At 58.1% G+C, this 21,281-nt stretch carries 2 protein-coding genes; both read left to right on the top strand.

What is annotated here, in order from left to right:
* Window positions 1-252: 252 nt before the first annotated feature.
* Window positions 253-18,177 (top strand): amino acid adenylation domain-containing protein, encoded by a 17,925-nt coding sequence (locus tag ACFSOY_RS21255; protein WP_386044386.1) that lies wholly within the window; start codon window positions 253-255, stop codon window positions 18,175-18,177.
* A 28-nt stretch (window positions 18,178-18,205) separates the two neighbouring features.
* On the top strand, window positions 18,206-21,229 hold the full coding sequence (locus ACFSOY_RS04810; protein ID WP_386044384.1) for a condensation domain-containing protein: 3,024 nt from the start codon (window positions 18,206-18,208) through the stop codon (window positions 21,227-21,229).
* Window positions 21,230-21,281: the final 52 nt, after the last annotated feature.

The following is a 21,281-nucleotide window of genomic DNA, read 5'->3' as shown; positions in this document are numbered from 1 at the left end:
AGATGCTGCTGCGGTTTTACCGTTTTTTTAGTTGGGATGCGCGTGGAGCGTACAAGCGGGAGGGTAAAATGTTACTTTTTCTATGTTATAAAAATAAAATGATATAAATTGACAGAAATAATGTGTTGATATAATGTTGGTATTGTCACGTTTACCTGTGGAAATTAGTCCCTTTTTTACACGGAAATTGGTTTTCAAAACGAGTCATGATGATCGAGAAGATCGAGCTTACCTGAGGAGGGAACTTGAAACATGAACAAACTTGACTTGTCACAGGCGGATACGCTGCCCGTTCTCCAAATGCCGACAGATCACCCGCGCCATGCTGCTACGAACGAGCGGCGCGCTGTCTATCAGTTCGGTGTTGCAAGGGAGTTGAGCGCACAGCTTGAAGCGATCATCCAGGATGCTGACAAAACGATCGAAACGTCACTGATGGCTGGATTCTGCCTCTTGCTTCACCGATATACGGGGCAGAAAGACATCCTGATCGGTTCCTCCCGATCGGGCGCTCAGGATGAAAGACGCCCTTGCTTGGTGCGAGTTGACCTGTCGGATATTCATTCGGTAGGGGAGCTGATCCGTCTTGTTCAGCGAGCAGAAGTTCGTTCTGACGAATGGAAAGTATCAAGCTGGTCCGATTTTGATAAAGCGATGACCGATCCTGACGACGTGAGAAAGGTGCGCGTTCAGGCGGCGTTTGAGATGAATGCCGCCTCTTTTGGCATCGCAACGAAAGATGATTGTGAACTGCATCTGATGATCGAGGAGGGTCCCTCCGGCCTGATCGGACAGTTTACCTATCAGGCTGCTCTGTGGAAGGCGGAGTCGATCGAGCGGATGGCCGGTCATTACCTGACCTTGTTGCGGGGCATCGCCGAGCAGCCGACAAGCGGTCTCTCAGAACTGCCGCTGCTAACAGACGATGAAAAAAACAGACTGCTCGTGGAGTGGAATCGGACAGAGACTCACTATCCGGAACGGAGCATGAAACAACTGTTTGAGGAGCAGGCACAACAGGTGCCCGATGAGATCGCTGTCGTTTTCGAAAGCCAATCTCTGACCTACGGCGAGCTGAACGGTCAAGCTAACCGTCTGGCCCAACGGTTAAAACAGCTTGGCGTCGGGCGGGATGTGTTGGTCGGCATCTGTGCGGAACGGTCGGTCGAGATGGTGATCGGGCTGCTTGCGATCGTCAAGGCGGGTGGCGCATATGTGCCGTTTGACGCCAACTATCCGGAAGAGCGATTGCAATATCTGTTCGAAGATTCTCAAGTGTCGGTGCTCCTGACGCAGCGTGCGCTGTTGGACAAGCTCCCGATCGGGGACGTGCAGATCGTTCTGCTGGAGGAGACGCTGGCGGAGCATGCGGATGCGAGCGAGGAAAATCTCCCCTCTGTGGCGAGGACCGACGATCTGGCCTATGTCATCTACACGTCTGGATCGACTGGCAAACCGAAAGGCGTCTGCGTGCCGCAGCGCGGGGTGGTTCGGCTGGTCAAAGAGACCGACTATGTGAGCTTGAGCGCTGATGAAGTATTTCTTCAGTACGCGCCGATCTCGTTTGATGCGGCAACTTTTGAAATATGGGGTGCGCTGTTAAACGGGGCACGCTTGGTCGTCTGCCCCGCCGACAAGCTGTCGTTAGAAGAGCTGGGCGACGTGATCAGCAAGTATCAAATCTCGACGATGTTTTTGACCACCGCCCTGTTCCACAAGATGGCAGATCACCATTGGGAAACTTTGGGGAGCGTGCGTCAACTGTTGGTCGGCGGCGAGCAGATGTCCATTCGACATGTGCGTGACCTGTTTCAAAGATTGACCGATTGGCGATTTTTCCACGTCTACGGCCCGACAGAAAGCACCACCTTTACGACCTGCTGCCCGATGGACGGTGCCAGCTTGTTGGAGCAGTCTGTGCCGATCGGCAAGCCGATCGCCAACACGACCGTCTATGTGTTGGATCAAAAGCTGCAACCTGTCCCGATCGGGGTGCCAGGTGAGCTGTACATCGGCGGGGATGGATTGGCGACCGCGTATCTGAACCGTCCAGAGTTGACGGCGGAGCGCTTTGTGCCCAATCCGTTCGCCAAGACGGGTGCGAAGATGTACAGGACGGGCGACTTGGTGCGGATTCTGGCTGACGGCAGGCTGGACTTTTTGGGCAGGATCGACAATCAGGTGAAGATTCGGGGATTTCGCATCGAGCTTGGGGAGATCGAAGCGGTGCTTGGTGAGCTTCCTGCGGTGAAGGAATGTTCGGTCATCGCCCATGAGGATGAAACGGGCGATAGACGTCTGGTCGCCTATGTGGTGCCCGATGAGCAAGGGCAGAAGACGGAGCAGTGGGAGACGCTGTTTGACGACTTTTATGAAGAGGAAACCGCGGAGTACGACCCGACGTTTCATCTGGTCGGCTGGCATTGCAGCCTGCGGAAAAAGCAGATCCCTACCGAAGAGATGCGCGAGTGGCTCGACCACACGATCGGGCGAATTTTAGATAACGACTCAGGTCGAGTGCTTGAGATCGGTTCAGGATCAGGCATGATTCTCTATCGTGTGGCACCGCTTAGCGAATCTTATCTCGGCACCGACATCTCCCAGTCGGGGGTGCAAAAGTTGCAGCGCGATCTCAAGCGGTTCGACCTGCCGCATGTGCAGTTGCTCCACAGCCGGGCGGACGAGCTCCCCGACTTTGCCGATCAGTTTGACATGGTGATCATGAATTCGGTCATTCAATATTTTCCGACCGTCGAGTATTTTGTGGGCGTCCTTGAGCGCGCAGTCAGCGCGGTTGGAGATCGAGGAACGGTCTTCGTCGGAGATGTGCGCAGCCATGCACTGCTGGGGGCGTTTCATCTGGCGGTCGAACTGTTTCAGGAGGAGGATGCTGCGCCCCTTGCTGACGTGGTTCGCCGCGCGAGGCTCGCGATGAAAAATGAGCGTGAACTGCTGATCGATCCGCAGTTTTTTCTGGCGTTGCAGAAGCATTTGCCGCAGATCTGCCAGGTGGAGGTTCGTCCCAAGCGGGGGAATGCGATCAACGAGATGACGATGTTTCGCTATGATGTGACGCTTCACATCGGCGAGCGAGCGGAAGAGCGGGTGGACATGCTCTGGCTCGACTGGCGAGCGGACGGCTTGACGCTTGCGGAGGTGCGCAGGATGCTCGTCGCGGTGGAGCCGGACAGGATCGGTATCAAACAGGTTCCGAATGGGCGCATCGCAAAGGAAGCTCGCATGCTTTCCCTGATCGATCAAGGCGTGATGCCGAGCACGGTAGGGGAGTTGCGAGCGCTTGCTGACGAGCATGTCGGGGTGTTCCCCGAGGAATTGTGGGCGCTCTGTGATGGCCTGCCCTATGAGCCTGATGTCAGCTGGCTTACGACAGATGCTGCGGGCAGTTTTGATGTGGTGTTTACACGGCATGGCGTCACAGATGTGCAGTTGACTGCCATCTCGAAGAGCAAGGCTTCGAATGGACAGCCAAAAGATTGGCATCAGTATGCGAACATCCCGCGCCAGACTGTGTTTCGAGATGCGCTGATGCAGGAGATTCGGCACAGTTTGCGAGCCAAGCTGCCCGAGCATATGATCCCGTCCGTATTTTTATCGCTGCCCGCCTTGCCGCTGACCGCAAACGGCAAGGTGGATACGCATGCCCTGCCCGCCCCCGATTTTTCACAACATGCGTTCGATCTGACGCATGTGCCGCCGCGCAACGAGAGTGAGAAGCTGTTGGTCAGCCTGTACGAGCAGGTGCTTCGGGTCGAGCCGGTGAGCATCGAGGCGAGCTTTTTCGATCTCGGCGGCCATTCGCTGTTGGCGATGCAACTGCTGACACGAGTGCAAGATCGGTTTGGCGTCGAGATCAAACTTCGCTCGCTCTTCGAAGCGCCGAGTGTAGCAGAGCTTGCTCTGCGGATCGAACAGGCGCGGAGAGGCGCGCAGGGGCAGGCAGCCTTGCCAATCCTCCCTGTGGAGCGAGAGGGACGTATGCCCGCATCGTTCGCCCAGCAGCGGCTCTGGTTTTTCGATCGGCTGACCGAGGGGGACTATGTTTATAACATGCCGTTTGCTCTGCGCATCGACGGGATGCTGAACGAACGAGCGCTTGAGCGGAGCTTGCAGGAGATCGTGCGCCGCCATCAGGCGCTTCGGACGCGCTTTGTCGAAGTGGACGGAATGCCGATGCAGCGCCTTGCAGGTTGGGAGGAGGAGCCGCTTCACCTGTTCGATTTCTCATCTGCCTCGGCGGAGTCTCGCGAACTGCTGGTGCGCAACTGGTTACAAGAAGAAGCGCGTCGTCCGTTCGAACTGGCACAGGATTTGCCGATTCGCTTTGCCCTGCTGCGCTTGGGTGAGCAGGAGCACATCCTGTTTCTGAACATTCATCATATCGTCGGCGATGGTTGGTCGATGGGCGTGTTCGCAGAAGAGTTGGCGCCGCTCTATCGGGCATTTGTGCGGGGACGACCGTCACCGCTCGCCGAACTTGACATCCAATATGCAGACTTTGCCCATTGGCAACAGCAGTGGATAAAAAGCGACGCGATGCAGATGCAGTTTGAGTACTGGCACAAGCGGTTGTCCGGTCATCTGCCGGTGATGCAGCTGCCGACAGACCGCCCTCGTCCGCGGGTCAATCGGCACCGCGGTGCCATCTATCTGCTGCATGTGCCGGAGAGTCTCACCGAGCGCTTGCGTCTGCTGAGCAGGGCGGAGAACACCACCTTGTTCATGACGCTGCTCGCAGCCTTTAACACGTGGCTACAGCGTTTGACCGGGCAGGACGATCTGCTGGTCGGCACCCCGAGCAGCAACCGCAACCGGAAGGAGATTGAGCGGCTGATCGGCTTTTTTGTCAACATGCTGGTGCTGCGAACCGATCTGTCGGGCGATCTGACGTTTCGTCAATTGCTCGATCGCGTGCGCACGACGGTGATCGATGCGAACATCAACCAGGAGTATCCGTTTGAAAAGCTGGTGGAGACGCTGCAGCCGGACCGCAACTTGAGCTACATGCCACTCTTTCAAGTCTCGTTTCAGCTGACCCCGACTTGGGAGTTTCAACTGGACGACCTGCTCGTGCAGCCGGTGGAGATCGACAATGGATCGGCGAAGTTTGATCTGGCGCTGTCGATGACAGAGATGGACGGCAGGCTGGTCGGGCGCTTGGAGTACAACACCGACCTGTTCGATGATTCGACGATCGAGCGATTGGCTGGTAACTTCTCCGCGTTGCTGGCAGGGATCGTGGACAACCCGAACGCTCGCCTTTGGGAACTACCGCTGTTGTCTGCTGAAGAGACGGAGCAGCTAAAAAGAGAGTGGGACTGCACAGCTGGCGATGATCCAGCGATATGCATACAACATCTGTTTGAAGAGCAGGTGATGAAGACGCCGCATGCGGTCGCCTTGATCGATGGCGATCGCCAGATGACCTATGAGGAGCTGAACGGCCGGGCAAACCGATTGGCGAGCCATCTGCAGAAGCTGGGCGTAGGTCCTGAAGCGTTGGTCGGCCTCTGCTTGGAGCGCACGTTCGACTTGCCGATCGCGATCCTAGGCGTTCTGAAAGCGGGCGGCGCGTTCGTCCCGCTCGATCCCACCCATCCGCAAGAGCGGTTGTCGCTGATTTTGGAAGATGCGAACTTGCCGTTTTTGGTGACGACAAGCGCTCTGTCATTCATCTTGCCGTCGCATCAGGCACAGGTCGTGCTTCTCGATGCGGATCATGATCAGATTGCAAAGCGACCCGATCAAAATGTGCGATCGCAGGTACGACCCGACAATCTGTCCTATCTGATCTATACGTCAGGCTCGACCGGCCGTCCGAAGGCGGTCATGGTCGAACATCGCAACCTGATCGCGACTCTGCTGTCGAGCCAAGCGCATTTTGCGTTTTCGCAGGAGGATGTGTTGCCGTGGATCGCGTCGTTCACGTTTGACATCGCATACTTTGAGCTTTTAAATCCGCTGATCGCAGGCGGAACTTCCGCCTTGATGACGAAGGAGCGTTTGCTCGATCTGTCTGCGCTCGTCTCCGATCTGGAAGGATATACGATGTTTCATGCGGTGCCGAGCTTGATGCGCCAGATCGTCGATCACATCGAAAGCGGAGCTATCGACAGGTCGCGATTCGATCGGCTGCGCACGATCTTTATCGGGGGTGACACAGTAGCGCCCGATCTGCTCGACGCGATGTATGCCGTTTTCAGACGGACAGAGATTCATGTGCTGTACGGGCCGACAGAAGGCACGATCATCTGCACGCACTACCTGGTGCCTCGCGACGAAAGGTCGGATCGCTCGCTGATCGGGGGGAGGATGAATCATGCATCGCTGCGCATCTCTGATTCGAAGCAACAGCTCGTCCCGCGCGGAGTGCCAGGCGAACTTTATGTAGGCGGGCCAGGTGTGACGCGCGGCTACTATCGTCAGGAAGAGCTGACCGCCGAGCGCTACGTTGTGATCGACGGTCAGCGCTGGTATAAGACGGGCGACTTGGTGCGGCTGTCGGCAGCCGGGATGATCGAGTTCATGGGGCGAATCGACCATCAGGTAAAAATTCGCGGCTTCCGAATTGAGCTCGGGGAGATCGAGACGGCGCTGGTCGCACACGAAGCGGTGGAGGAGGCGGTCGTGATCGCCTTTGAGGCGAGCGCAGGGGATAAGCGCCTGGCCGCCTATGTGGTGACAGGGCGTGGTGAGGAGCGAGAGGTCGAACAGCTGCGCGCCTTCCTACAGCAAAAACTCCCCGACTACATGGTGCCGTCGGCGATCGTCTTCCTCGACGAGATGCCGCTCAACCAGAACGGCAAAGTGGATCGCAAGCAGTTGCCCGCACCTGAGATCCGTTTTGAGGAGGCGCCGGAGGAGTATGTCGCGCCGAGCGGCGAGACGGAAGAGCAGGTGGCCAACATCTGGGCAGAGCTGCTCGGGGTGCCGCGCGTCGGATTGTACGATAACTTTTTTATGCTCGGGGGTCACTCGCTGCTCGCCATGCAGGTGCTCAATCGAGTGCAGCAACAGTTTGGCGTGAAGGTGGAGGTCAAAGACCTGTTTGTTGCGGCCAACTTGGAGCAGTTTGCCAAACGGGTAGCCGGGTTGCTCGATCTGGGAGCGACCGCTGAAGAGATGGTGATTCAGCGCGCGCTGCCGAAAGATCACTATGCGCTGTCCCATGCGCAAAAGCGTCTCTGGTTTCTGTACAAGTTCGATCCGACCAGCACCGTGTATCATGTGCCGCTCAGCCTGATCGTGAAGGAGCGAGTTGAGCGGAGCGCCTTTGAACTGGCGCTGTCGGCGCTGATCGAACGCCACTCCGTGTTGCGCACCACCTTTGTCGATCTGGAGGGTGTGCCGCGCCAAGTGGTGCAGGAGAAGAGCGATGTACAAGCGCAGTATGTCGATCTGAGCGGATGGGAAGCGGAGCGTCAGCAAGAGCGAATCGATCGGGAGGTCGAGGCGGCGAACCGTTCTCCCTTCGATCTGACCAGCGGGCCGCTCCTGCGCGTGTTGCTGTTCAAATTGGCAGAAGAGCGCGCCTACCTGCATGTGAACATGCATCATATCATCACCGATGGATGGAGCAGCAGCCTGCTGTTTCAAGAGTGGATGACCCTGTACCGCGCTTTCCTCAATGGGCAAGAGGGTGCGTTGCCACCGAACGATTTGCAATATGTGGACTATGCGGAGTGGACCGAACAGCAGGTGGCGACAGGCGTGTGGAGGGAAGCGGAGTCCTACTGGCTGCGGACGCTTTCCAAACCGCTCCCTCTGCTGGAGTTGCCGACCGATTTTGAGCGACCGAAACGGCAGACATTTCATGGGAGCAACCTGTTGACCGCTTTGCAAACGGAACAGTATGAACGCTTGCAACGAGTGGCGAAGCGAGAAGAAGTGTCGATGAACATGCTGGTGCTCGCCGCCTACTTCGCTTTGATGCGCCATCTGTCACAAGAAGAGGACATCATCATCGGCCTGCCGATCGCCGGGCGCACGATGAAGGCGCTGGAGCCGTTGATCGGCTTTGTGGCCAACACGCTGGCGATTCGCGTGCAATTCTCCGAAGCGATCACAACGCCGCTTGAGCTGGTGCGCGAAGTGAAGCGTCAATCGCTGCTCGCCTTTGAGCATCAGTCGTATCCGTTCGATCTGCTGGTGGAGAAATTGAACCCCGATCGCGACATGAGCCGTCCGCCGATCTTTTCCACCGTGTTCGGCTGGCACGAAAACAGGCAGCAGGTGGATGAACGCACAGAGTGGCTGGTCGGTGTCGATTTTGAAACGAAGACCAGCAAGTTCGATCTCTCGTTGTATGCAGGGGAGAAAGGCGGACAGCTGCTGCTCAATTTGGAGTACAACACCGATCTGTTCGGCGAAGAGACGGTGAATCGCTTTGCCGAAAGGATGGTGATGATGCTGACCGCGTTTGGCGATGATCTTGAGATGCCGCTCGATCGGATGGAGATCATGACCGAGTGGGACCGAGCCGTCTATGCCAGCATGAACGACACCGCAGTCGATTTTGATCTCGATCAGCTGTTGCACGAAGAGTTTGGCCGATATGCAAAGGCGCATCCGAATCGGATTGCGCTGCTCTGCGAAGGGAAGGAGATGACTTATGGCGAGCTGGAGGCGCGCGCCAACCGCCTCGCTCACTTTTTGCGAGCGCAGGGGGTACAGCGCAACCAGCTGATCGGTGTGCAGATGGAGCGCTCGTTCGAGCTGATGGTGGCGCTCTACGGGGTATTGAAAGCGGGGGCAGCCTATGTGCCGATCGACCCAGACTACCCGATCAACCGCATTCAGTACATGCTGACCGACTCCTCATCTCCCGTGCTGTTGACCAAGCGGGCCTATGCGGAGCAGATTCGGGAGATCGCAAGCGGGGAAGGATTGCCGCTTGCGACCGTGCTCTATCTGGATGCGCGCGGCGCGGTGGAAGAAACCATCGGTGCGGGTGTCAAATCTTACTCGTGGAGCGATGTGGAGCGCTCGCCCTCGCGCAGTCCAGAGCGGGTCAACGAGCCGAGCGACGTGGCCTACCTGATCTACACGTCCGGCTCGACAGGGAAGCCGAAGGGCGTGGTCATCCGCCACGAGGCGATCGTCAACCGCATCCTCTGGCACCAGTCTGTCTTTCAAGCGACGGCGGAAGACTGTGTGATCCAGCGCACGACGCACTGCTTTGACGATTCGATCATCGAGTTTTTCTGGCCGCTGCGCTACGGGGCGAAGCTGCTGATTCTGCCCAATTCGGTCTACACCGATCCGGAGCGTCTGGTCGAACAGATGGTGCGCTACGATGTCACCTACATGCAGTTTGTCCCCTCCTTGCTCAGCATTTTGGTCGCACATCTGCTCAGCCTGCCAGAGGCGGAGCGCCCACCGCTCAAACTGCGCGATTTTATCGTGTCAGGGGAGCCGCTGCCGAGCAAGCTGGTCAACCAATGGTATGAGATGTATCCGACGGGCGTTCGCATCGGCAACCTTTATGGCGCGACAGAAGCGGCGGTCGACTCGACAGCGTTCCTGATCGAAGGGCCGCTCGATTTTGTGCATGTCGGCACACCGATCGCCAACTCCCAAGTCTATGTGTTCAACCGCGCAGGAAAGATCTGCCCGGTCGGCGTGAAGGGGGAGATCATCCTCGGAGGTCTGCAGCTTGCAGACGGGTATCACAACAAGCCGGAGAAGACGGCGGAGCAGTTTATTCCCAACAGCCTTCCTGGTCAACCGGGAGGAGATCGCCTGTACCGGACGGGCGACTTGGGCCGCATTTTGGCGGACGGCACGATCGAGTGTCTCGGACGAGTGGACAACCAAGTGAAAGTGCGCGGCTATCGCATCGAGCTGGGCGAGATCGAAGAGGTGTTTTCTCAGCACCCGGACACGGAGATGGTCGCTGTCATCGTCAAGAAGGGCCGAGATGGCAACAACATGCTGTTCGGCTTCTACACCGCTTGGCGAGAGGATGTGGAGCAGGAAGAGCTCAAGGAGTTTATCGGTGTGCAGCTTCCGAACTATATGGTGCCCGCCCGTCTGGTCAGGCTGAGCGAGATGCCGCTGACGCCGAACGGGAAGGTGGATCGCAAACTGCTCGAACAGATGGCGCAGTCTGATGAATTGGAAGAAGCGCGCGAGTTTGTCGCCCCATCGACCGAGACGGAAGCGTTGTTGGCAGGGATCTGGGAGCGGGTGTTGCAGCGGGAAGCGGTGTCGGTCAACGACCACTTTTTCGATCTGGGCGGACACTCGCTGTTGGCGATTCAGGTGCTCAACCGCATCGGCAAGGAAATGGGCATGACGATCGACTTGAAAGACGTGTTCCAACATGCCACGCTGCGCGACTTGGCGAGCTATCTGGACAAACAGGTCGCTGAGGAACGCAGGAGCAGGCGGGCGGAGATCATGCGCTTGCCAGAGCAGGAACACTATGAGCTCTCCCCTGCGCAGACGCGGATGTACATCCTCGACAAGTTCCATGCGGAGAGCCGCGTGTACGATGTTCCGCTCGTCAAGCGAATCGAGGCAGAAGTCGATGTCGCGCAGTTCGAGCGAGCGCTGCAACTGCTGATCGAGCGCCATGATGTCCTGCGGACGGTGTTTCGCGAAGTGGATGATCTCCCCCGCCAAAAGGTGCTGGAGCAGGTCGCGTTCCAGCTGGAGTTCCACGACCTGAGCTCGCTTGCGACCGATGAGCAAACAGCAATGATTCGCGCCTTGGTCGAGGCGATGGAAGAACGGCCGTTCGACCTTGCGGATGGCCCTTTGCTGAGGACGATCCTGTTCAAGCGGGGAACAGATGATCACATCTTCTACTTGAACATCCACCATATCGTGGTCGACGGCTGGAGCTTAGAGACATTGTTCCGCGATCTGGCAGACCTGTACGAAGAGCTGCCAAGGGGAGCGAGCGCACAGCGCGATGTGGGACAGATCCGCTATGTGGAGTATGCCGCCTGGCAGAACGAACAGCTGCGAGCAGGTGCTTGGCAAGAGCAGGAGCAGTATTGGTTGGACGTTTTTTCGAAGCCGCTTCCGGTGCTCGATCTGCCGACCGATTTTCAGCGCCCCGAGGTGATGATGTTCCATGGCGACCTCTTGGAGAGCGCGTTGTCCGAAAGGTTGACCGCGAGCTTGCGCGCGCTGTGCAAGCAAGAGGGTGTCTCGCTGTACATGGCGCTGTTTGCCGCTTACTTCCTGCTCTTGCACCAGCTGACTGGCGATGAGGACATCATCGTCGGCACACCGGTCGACGGACATGACCACGCAGAGCTGGAAAGCGTGGTCGGCATCTTCTTGAACACGCTCTCTCTGCGCCTGCGCTGGGAGGGGATTCACTCGCCCAAGCAGCTGTTGCAGAAGGTGAAGGCACAGTTTTTAAGCGCGCATGAACATCGGGACTACCCGTTCGACCTGCTGATCGAAAAATTGAACCCAGAGCGCGATACGAGCCGTTCTCCGCTGTTCTCCACGATGTTCACCCTGCTCACAGAGGAGAGCGGAGAATCGGCGGAGCGCCGCTTACAGTTCCGCGCGGAGGAGGGGCTGCTGCCGTACAAAGTGGCCAAGTTTGATCTGTCGCTCTTGGCGGTCGATGCTGGTGAGCGCATCCGGTTGCGCTTTGAGTACAACAGCGACCTGTTCAAGCGCGAGACGGCTGCGCGATTCCAAGCGCTCTTCCTGCTGGCGGTGGAAGCGATCGCCGCCAAAACGAGCGAGTCGTTCGCCCGAATCGACCTGTCGCTTCCCGAAGACCGAGCTTTGTATGAGCGGATCAACGACACCGGCGCCATCGCGCTGCCAACCTCGACGATTCAAGAGGCGTTCGCACGTCAAGCTTCCGCCACCCCGGATAGCCCCGCGCTCTCCGATGGAAAAAGCGGTGTGCTGACCTATGCGGACTTGCACGAGCGGACGAGCCGGATGGCGCGCCTTCTGCAGGACAAAGGGGTCAAAAAGGGCCGAGTGGTCGGCATCCTGATGGAGCGCAGTCGCGATGTGGTCATCGCGATGCTCTCCGTGCTGAAAGCGGGCGGCGCCTATGTGCCGATCGATCCGACCTACCCGCCTGCGCGCATTCGCTACATGCTCGAAGATAGCGGCGCGGTGATCGTGCTGGCAGACGAGCATTTGCGCACGAGCGTGCCCAGCGGATCGCTCTTGACGCTGTGCCTGTCAGAAGCGCCAGCCGCGTGGAGCGGAGAAGAGCAGCAGGAGACGAGCGGGCCTGACGACCCCGCCTATCTGATCTACACGTCAGGCTCGACCGGCCTGCCAAAGGGGACGGTGGTTCCACACCGCGGGGTGGTGAATCTGGCGGCGTGGACGAGGGAGCGATACCCGTTTGCGGAGCGGGAGACCTGGGTCCAATTTTCGGCGCACAGCTTCGATGTGTCCGTCTGGGAGATCTACAGCGCCCTGCTTAACGGGTCGCACCTGCACATCCTCTCCGATCTGGAGCGCCAGTCGGTAGAGGCGTTTGGAGAAGCGGTACAGCGCGTTTCGGCGACGATCTGCTTCCTGCCACCTGCGATCTTCCATCAGTTCGCCTGCCATCTGCCAGAGGACATCCGCCCTTTCCGTACGCTCAAATGCATCGTGCTCGCTGGGGAGGCGCTTCATGCGGAGAGCGTGCGCCAATTCCAAGCGCGGTTTGGGACGCAGGTCGAGATCGTCAACGCATACGGGCCGACCGAGGTGACCGTCTTTGCGACCTCCTACCACCTGCGGGAGCTTGTCGATCCGAACTGGACGACCGTGCCGATCGGCCGCCCGATCGCCAATACGGCCGTTCACATCTTGAATCAGCATCTGCAACCTTGCCCAGTCAACGTGCCAGGCGAGCTGTACATCGAAGGGGTCGGATTGGCGCGCGGCTATCTCAACCAGCCGGAGAGGACGGCTGAGGCGTTCCTGCAACATCCAGCAAGGCCTGAGGTGCGCATTTACAAAACGGGCGATACGGTGCGCCTGTTGCCGAGTGGGGAGATCGAGTTTATCGGGCGCCGCGATGGGCAGGTGAAGGTGCGTGGACACCGGATCGAGATCGGCGAGATCGAAGCGTGCCTGCTCCAACACCGGTCGGTGAGGGCGACCGCCGTCGTCGTCAGCGAGGATGTGGCGGGGCAGACCGAGCTGAGGGCGTTTTGCACCGCTGGAGGCGGTGCGGTAACAGCAGAAGATGTGCGCGCTCATCTGCAACAGCAGCTCCCCGCCTACTTGATCCCATCTCAGATCATCCTGCTGGAAGCGATGCCGCTGTTGCCAAGCGGGAAGATCGATCGGAAAGCGTTGCGCGAACTGGTTTTGCAGCGAGGTGACGAGCGGCGGGAGATGGTCGCACCGACAACTCCGATCGAGCGCCAGATCGCCTCGATCTGGGCGGGCATCTTCCACCGCGAGCAGATTTCTGTCGACGATCATTTCTTCGATCTCGGCGGACACTCCTTGCTCGCCATCCAGTTCCTCAATCGGGTGAAAAAGGAGCTCGGGCTTACGCTGCTGATGAAAGACGTCTTCCTGAACCCGACGCTTAAAGCGATGGCCGATCACTTGGAAAGCCTGTCCGCTTCTCGATCGATCGGTCGATCCGCATCGATTCCGCGCTTGCCGGAGCGAGCGCACTACCCGCTGTCTCACGCGCAGAAGCGGCTCTGGTTTTTATATCGGATCGATCCGAGCAGCCGCGTCTACGAGGTGCCGACGATGGTCGCCCATCAGGGGGCGCTCGATGTGACGATTTTCAAAACGGCCTTGCAATGCTTGATGGATCGACACGAATCACTGCGCACCATCTTTTTCGAAGTGGACGGCGAGCCGTGTCAGCGCGTGCTGTCAGATGTGGTCTTCCCGTTTGAATTCCGCGATCTCAGCGGTCTTGATGCGCAGGAGCAAGCCGAATATCTCGACATGAAGCTGGAGCGGATCAACGCCCGTCCGTTCGATTTGACGACGGGGCCTCTGGTGAAGTCGATTCTGTTCAAGCTGGGAGCAGGCGAGTTCAGGTTCTACCTGAACATCCATCACATCGTCTATGACGGCTGGAGTCACGACCTGCTGTTCGGCGAGTTGGTCGACGTGTACACCTCCTTGCAAAACGGGCATCTGCCAGCTTTGCCGGAGCAGACGGTGCGCTATGTCGACTATGCGGCCTGGCAGGACGGGGAGATGGAAGCTCATGAATCGTTCTGGATCGAGGAACTCGCCAAGCCGCTTCCCGTGTTAAACTTGCCGACCGATTTCCCGCGCCCCGATGTGATGACCTTTAACGGCGCGATGCATCAGGCGAGCTTGTCTTGTGAGCTGGCAGAAAAGCTGCGCGAAGTTGCGAAGCGCGAAGACGTTTCGATGTACCAGCTGATGTTCGCCGCCTTTGTGATGCTCTTGCAACAGCTGACCGATGAGGAGGATCTGATCGTCGGCACGCCGGTCGCAGGCCGCACCGACCAAGCGCTGGAAAGCGTGATCGGCTTTTTCGTCAACATGTTGGCGGTGCGCACGCGCACAAGGGGCATCGCGACGCTGCAAGAGCTGCTTCACCGCGTCAAAGATCAGTTTCTGAGAGCGTACGAGCACCAAGCGTACTCGTTCGATCGGCTGGTGTTGAAAATCAATCCGGAGCGAGATGCGAGCCGCTCGCCGATCTATTCGACGATGTTCACCTACAAGGCAGAATCCAACTCAGAATCGTCATCAGAAAAAGCGGGCGCGCTTCACTTCGAAAGCGTCGAACGGGACTTGCCGCATACGACCGCCAAAGTGGATCTCTCCCTGTTCGCGATGGACGGCGTTGACAGTCTCTGGCTGGCCTTCGAATACAACACCGACCTGTTCCTGCCGGAGAGCATCGCTCGTTTTTCCGCCCTGTATCAGGAGATCTTGCACGCCTTTGTCAAACGGTTGACCACGCCGCTTGCGCACGTCGAGCTGTTGACAGCCGAAGACCGCTCGATCTATGCGCAGTTTAACGATACGGTGCGGGACTACGATCTTGACCGCACCATCGTCGAGCGGTTTTACGAAGCGGCTGCTGCTGATCGATCTAAAATTGCGCTCAGCTCGGAGCATGGCGCTCTGACCTATGCCGAGCTGAACGAGCGATCCAACCAAGTCGCTCATCTGCTGGTCAGCCGGGGCATTCGAAGCGGCGACTTTGTCAGCATCATCCTCGATCGAAGCATCGAGACGGTGGTGGCGATGCTCGGCGTTCTGAAAGCGGGCGGTGTCTATGTGCCGATCGATGCAGAGTACCCGGAAGAGCGCATCCGCTATATGATCGCTGACAGCCAAAGCCCTTACCTGCTGACCGATCGAGCGAACGCGAACCGACTGGTTGATCTGCTGGTCAGAGAGGCGGGGAGCGAGCGGCAGACAGAAATCCTGTTGCTCGAAGCGGCGATTGAAGTTCCCGAGACGCACGACCTGCCTGTCCTGAGCACAGCGGACGATCTGGCGTACGTCATCTATACGTCCGGTTCGACAGGTCAGCCAAAAGGCGTGCAGATCGCACAGCGCGGCGTCCTCAACCTCGTCGAGTGGGGACGAGATCGATACGGCTTCGGGCCGGACGATGTGATGCTCGAATTTTCCTCCTATAGCTTCGACGTGTCTGTCTGGGACACGTATGTAGGGCTTCTGCTCGGAGGGCGCGTCCACCTCTTGTCCAAAGCGGGAAGGCTGTCTGCCGAAGAGTTTGCCCGCGAAGTTGAACGGTGCAAAGCGACCTGTGTGATCCTGACGGTCACCTTCTTCACTCATCTGACGACCTATCTGTCGGAAGCGGACCGCGCTAAGCTGTCCTCCTTGCGGATGATCCAGATCGCGGGCGAAATCTTGCCGAGCGATGCGATTCGAAAATGGCAGCGCAAGTTTGGCTGCGATCTGCAGCTTGTAAACGCCTGTGGCCCGACCGAAACGACCGTCTACTGTTCAGCATACGAGATCCCAAGCGAGCTTGCTGCAGGCGCGATGAATGTGCCGGTCGGAACGCCGCTCGCCAACTACAGGATGTACGTGGTCAACAGCCGCAATACGCTCAGCCCGATCAACGTGATCGGCGAAGTCTGCATCGAGACGCTGGCGATGTCGACAGGTTATCTGAACCAGCCTGCAAAAACGGCAGACGCATTCGTGCCCAATCCGTTCCAGAAGCGATTTGGCCGATTCGTTCATGAGCAGATCTACAGGACGGGCGACCGCGGACGTCTGCTGCCAGACGGAACGCTTGAGATCGTGGGCCGCGTGGACAACCAGGTGAAAGTGCGCGGGTTCCGCATCGAGCTTGGCGAGGTCGAAGCGGCAATGATCGCCTCCCCCGCTGTTCAGCACGCCGTCGTGGTCGTCGAACGAGGCCCAGACGGCAGCCAAGCACTGCATGGCTTCTATACGACCCAGACGAATGAAGGCCAACCTGATCTGCGCGGCTGGCTGGCAGCGAAACTGCCCGCGTTCATGGTGCCCGCTCGCCTGACCCGACTTGCGGAGATGCCGCTGTCCCCCGCCGGGAAAGTGGATCGCCAAGCGCTGTCTCGACTGAACGCTGCGCAAGGTGCAGAGAGCAGACTTGCGTCGGCGGCCGACTCGACTGGAGCCAACCAAACATCTCGACAAGAGGAGATCGCGGCGATCTGGGCGGACGTTTTAGACTGTGCAAGAGAAGCGATCCGCTTGGACGACAACTTTTTTGACATCGGCGGACACTCGTTGCTTCTGATGAACGTGCAGAATCAACTTGAGCAAAAGCTGGACGTCAAACTGCCGATCCTCGACCTGTTGATGCACACGACGGTGCGCAAGCTGGCAGCCGCTTTGGATCGGACAGAAGCGAGCGCGGTGACGAGCTATGCTTCGGCGGAGCGAGAAGCGTCACACCCCGCGCAGGATGATGCGGTCGCGATCATCGGGATCGGACTTCGCTTTCCCGGCGCCGTCACCCCTTATGAATATTGGCATAATCTCCGCAGAGGAAAAGAGCTGATCCGCGACGTGGCGCTTGAAGACTTGCCGTTTGCGTGGGAAGAGTTGGAGGAGGACATCCGCGAGCGCTATGTGCTGCGCGACGGGTATCTGGACGACATCGACCTGTTCGATCCTGACTTCTTCCAGATGACGCACCAAGAGGCGAGCCATACAGATCCTCAGCAACGGCTGTTCATGCTCACCGCGTGGGAGGCGATCGAAAATGCGGGCTACCGTGTGAGCGAGATCAACAGCGCCACCTCTGTCTATGTCGGCGTTTCCGATACGCAGTATGGTTTGCAAGAGGTGGGTGAGGGAGCGGCAGATGATTTCCAATCGGAACTTCTGACCAACGGCAAATTTATTGCGACGCGGCTGTCGTACAAGCTCAACCTGAAAGGGGAGAGCGTCGTCGTCGATTCGGCGTGCTCAACATCGCTGACCGCTGTGCACCTGGCCTGTCAAAGCCTGTTGACCGGGCAGACCGACTATGCGCTGGCTGGCGGCGTATCGGTGCAGACGCCACAAAAGGTCGGCTATGTATACGAGCCCGGCTTCATCACCTCTCCAGATGGGCACTGCCGAGCGTTTGACCAAGCGGCGGGTGGTACCGTGTTTGGAAACGGTGTCGGCGTCGTGTTGCTCAAGCGCCTCAGCGATGCAAAGCGGGATGGTGACCCGATCTATGCGGTGATCAAAGGATCGGCGCTGAACAATGATGGAAATCAGAAGATCGGCTATACGGCGCCAAGCCAGCAGGGGCAGGCGGATGTGATCGCCAAAGCGCAGCATAGCGCCGGAGTCGACCCGCGATCGATCACCTACATCGAAGCGCACGGCACAGGCACGCATCTGGGCGACCCGATCGAGATCGCGGCGCTCAAAGCGGCGTTCGGCCCGCAGGAGGACAAGCGATTCTGCGCCATCGGCTCGGTGAAGAGCAACATCGGGCACACCGATGCTGCGGCAGGATTGGCCGGGCTGATCAAAGTGGCGCTCTGCATGAAGCATGGCGAGCTGGTTCCGAGCCTGCATTACACCAAGCCGAATCCAGCCTGTGGTTTGGAGGACAGCCCTTTCTATGTCAACACGGAGCACAAGCGGTGGTCGCGAGATCGAGGACCGCTTCGCGCCGGAGTCAGCGCGTTTGGCATCGGCGGCACGAACGCCCATGTGATCTTAGAAGAAGCTCCGCGCCAAACATGATCATCGAATCAGCAGGAGGTGTTTTCGCATGAACGATCGAAAAGAGCGGTCGCATCATCTGTTCACCCTCTCGGCGCGAAGTCGGCAAGCGGTCCGCCAAGCAGCTGGGAAACTTTTGACCCACCTCAAGGTGGAGCCTGACCAATCGCTCGGCGATCTTGCCTATACGTTACACGTCGGTCGCGAACCGTTCGACCATCGGCTGGCGCTGATCGCAGAGAGTCGTGCAGAGTTAAAAGAACTGTGCCGTCAAGCGATGGCAGCGGGGGATGTGGAAACGGTGAGGGAAGGACGACAGAAGATCGTCTTTCTCTTCAGCGGTCAAGGCTCGCAGTTTGTCGGCATGGGTCAGACATTCTATGAAACGTCAGCAGTCTTTCGTCAGGCTTGTGAAGACTGTTTTGCGATCGTTGATCGGCTGTACCCGTTGCCATTTCGCGAGTATCTGTTTAACCCAGCTCATCGCGCTGCCTTAGACGAGGTGCAGATCAGCCCGGTGGCGATGTTTATCATCGAATACGCGCTGTCACAACTCTGGATGTCGTGGGGGATTCGGCCGGACTGCGTGTTCGGCCACTCGCTCGGCGAATATGTGGCAGCCTGCATCGCGGGAGGCTTGTCGCTTCAGGATGCGCTGTTGATCGTCAGCAAGCGCGGAGCTTTGATCCAAGAGGGCGTCGAAAGCGCGGGGATGATCGCGATCAGTGCGAGTCCTGAACGGGTGCAGTTCTATCTCGACCAGTTTCCAACAGATCTATCGCTTGCGATCGTCAACAGTCCCCAGCAGGTTGTGCTCGGCGGGCGCAGAGAAGCGATCGAATCGTTGGATGCTCGCTTGACGCAAGACGGTGTTGTTCATCGCCTGTTGCCGATCTCGACCGCCTATCACACGGTGTTGACCGAATCGATCTTGGAGCCGTTTACGCGCTTCATGCAGGAGACGATCACCTTTTTTCCACTGCGGCTTCCCCTCCTCTCCAACCTGAGCGGGGAACTCATGCAAGAGGTGACCTTGGATGCAGACTATTGGTGTCGTCATCTTCGGGAGACGGTGCAGTTTGGAAAAGGCGTGGAGAGGATCCTGCAGGAGGGAAATGCTATTTTTCTTGAAATCGGGCCTCATCCGGTGCTGACCGCGCTGATCGAGTCGCAGGCGCAAGATGAGAAAGTGTTGGCCGTGCCGTCGCTAAGTCGCAAAGAGCACGCATGGAAAACGATCCAAGCGAGTATTGGGAGATTGTGGGAACGTGGTGTCGAAATCGATTGGCACGCGTTCGACCGCGAGTGGCAGCGTCGCCGCGTCCACGGGCCGACCTATGCGTTTGATCTCAGCTCCTGCTGGGTCGAGCAGAATGAGCCAGTCAAGCAGGTAAAACGGGAGCTGCCTACCTCGATGTTGCCAGTTCAACCTGCAACCGTCCAAGCAGAAGCGATGACGCAGACACAAACGACTGAGGAACGCATGCGGGCGATCTGGCGCGAAGTCTTGGGGATTGGCGAATTTGCGGCGGACGACAATTTCCTGACCCTTGGCGGGGAATCGCTCAACATGATTCAAGTGCAGTCGCGTCTGAACAGAGCGTTTCGCCTGCGCCTTCAGCTGAGCGATCTGTACGCTCATGCTGTGTTTGGCGCTCAGGTGGCATTTGTGGAAGAGCGAATGCGGGAAGCGACCGAATCGATCAGCTCGGGTAAAAAAGTGCGGCAGATTGCAGGCGAAGTCCCGCTGTCCCACATCCAGAGATGGCTGTTCGATTCGAAGATGAACCCCGAGTTTTATTTCCTGCCGATCGTGATCGAAAAGCAGAACATTAAGGCGGAACTGCTGCTGCAAGCGTTGCAACTGCTGCATGAACACCATGAGATGTTGCGCGCGACCTATCACAGTGAGGCGGGGCAGATCAAGCAAATTCTCTTGCCTGCGGAAAAAGCGAAAGTCGAGTTGCACCGCTTTGACCTCTCCGACATGCGGGAGACGAGCGCCCAGGAGGCTGAGTATGATCGCGTAGAGTTGGAACTTGCGAAAGGGATCAAGTTCGGCGAGGAGCTGATGAACCGCGCGGCGCTGTTCGACCTTGGAGCAGGACGACACCGCGTGCTGTGGATCGTCTCCCACCTGTACAGCGACAGCGTGAGCGGTGCGATTCTGATGCAAGATTTGATCGAGACGTATGAGCGCTTGGCGGAGGGAGAGCGCGCAATTTTTGACGAAAGCGGCTCTTCCTATCGAGAGTGGGTCGCATCCTGTCACCACTTGATCAACTCGGAGCAGGGGGAAGGCGTCGCTCGCTTTTGGGAGCCGTTCTTGGAGAAGATCGAGGCAGGGCGAGTTGAGTTTGAAACTGCCGATGGTCAGCGCAGCACAAACGCCGACATGTCCATTCGCCTGATCAAGGTGCAGGCGGCCGACACAGACAGGCTGCGCACAAACGTACCAGCGGAGCTCGGCGTCACCATCAAAGAGGTGCTGACAGGAGTGGTTGCGCGCGTTCTTTCCAGCTGGCTTTCACGGGAACAGGTCTGCTTTGCGATCAACGGACACGGACGCGATGAGTTGGGTCAAGATCGGCCGCTCGATCTGAGCCGAACGGTCGGATATTTTATCAACACGTACCCGTTCTGCTTGCAGGTGGTGGCGAGGGAGCCGATCGAGCGAACAATTCTCAATGCCCGCAGACTGCTGCAATCGTTGCCGCATGGCGGGGCATCTTTCAACATGTTGCGTTACCTGAGCGATGATCGGAGCGTTCGGGAACAGATGGGGAGCTACCGCGATCCGCAGATTCTGTTCAACTACCAAGGCGAACTGCGGGACGCAACAGACATCGATACCGCTTGGCGTGCTGGACGGGCGGGCCATTTGGAGCAGCCGATGGAACAGGAAGCGCAGTACAAGCTGAACTTGGTCGGTGCCGTGCAGGGTGGAGAGTTGACCCTGCAAGTGCATTACTGCACTCGTCAGTTTGAACAAGCACAGATCGATCGCTTGGAAGAGATCTTCGCAGAAGAGGTGCAAAACGTGCTCGCTACTAGTCAGCAAGCGCTAAAATGATGCGAGCACTTCGAACAAATTGATCGACTCCCCCTTTTGGTGGACAGTTGAA

This window comes from Tumebacillus lipolyticus (assembly GCF_042682745.1).
Taxonomy (GTDB): Bacteria; Bacillota; Bacilli; order Tumebacillales; family Tumebacillaceae; genus Tumebacillus_A; species Tumebacillus_A lipolyticus.
Note: the sequence above shows the minus strand (reverse complement) of the source record. Positions and strands in the feature narration are given on the sequence as shown.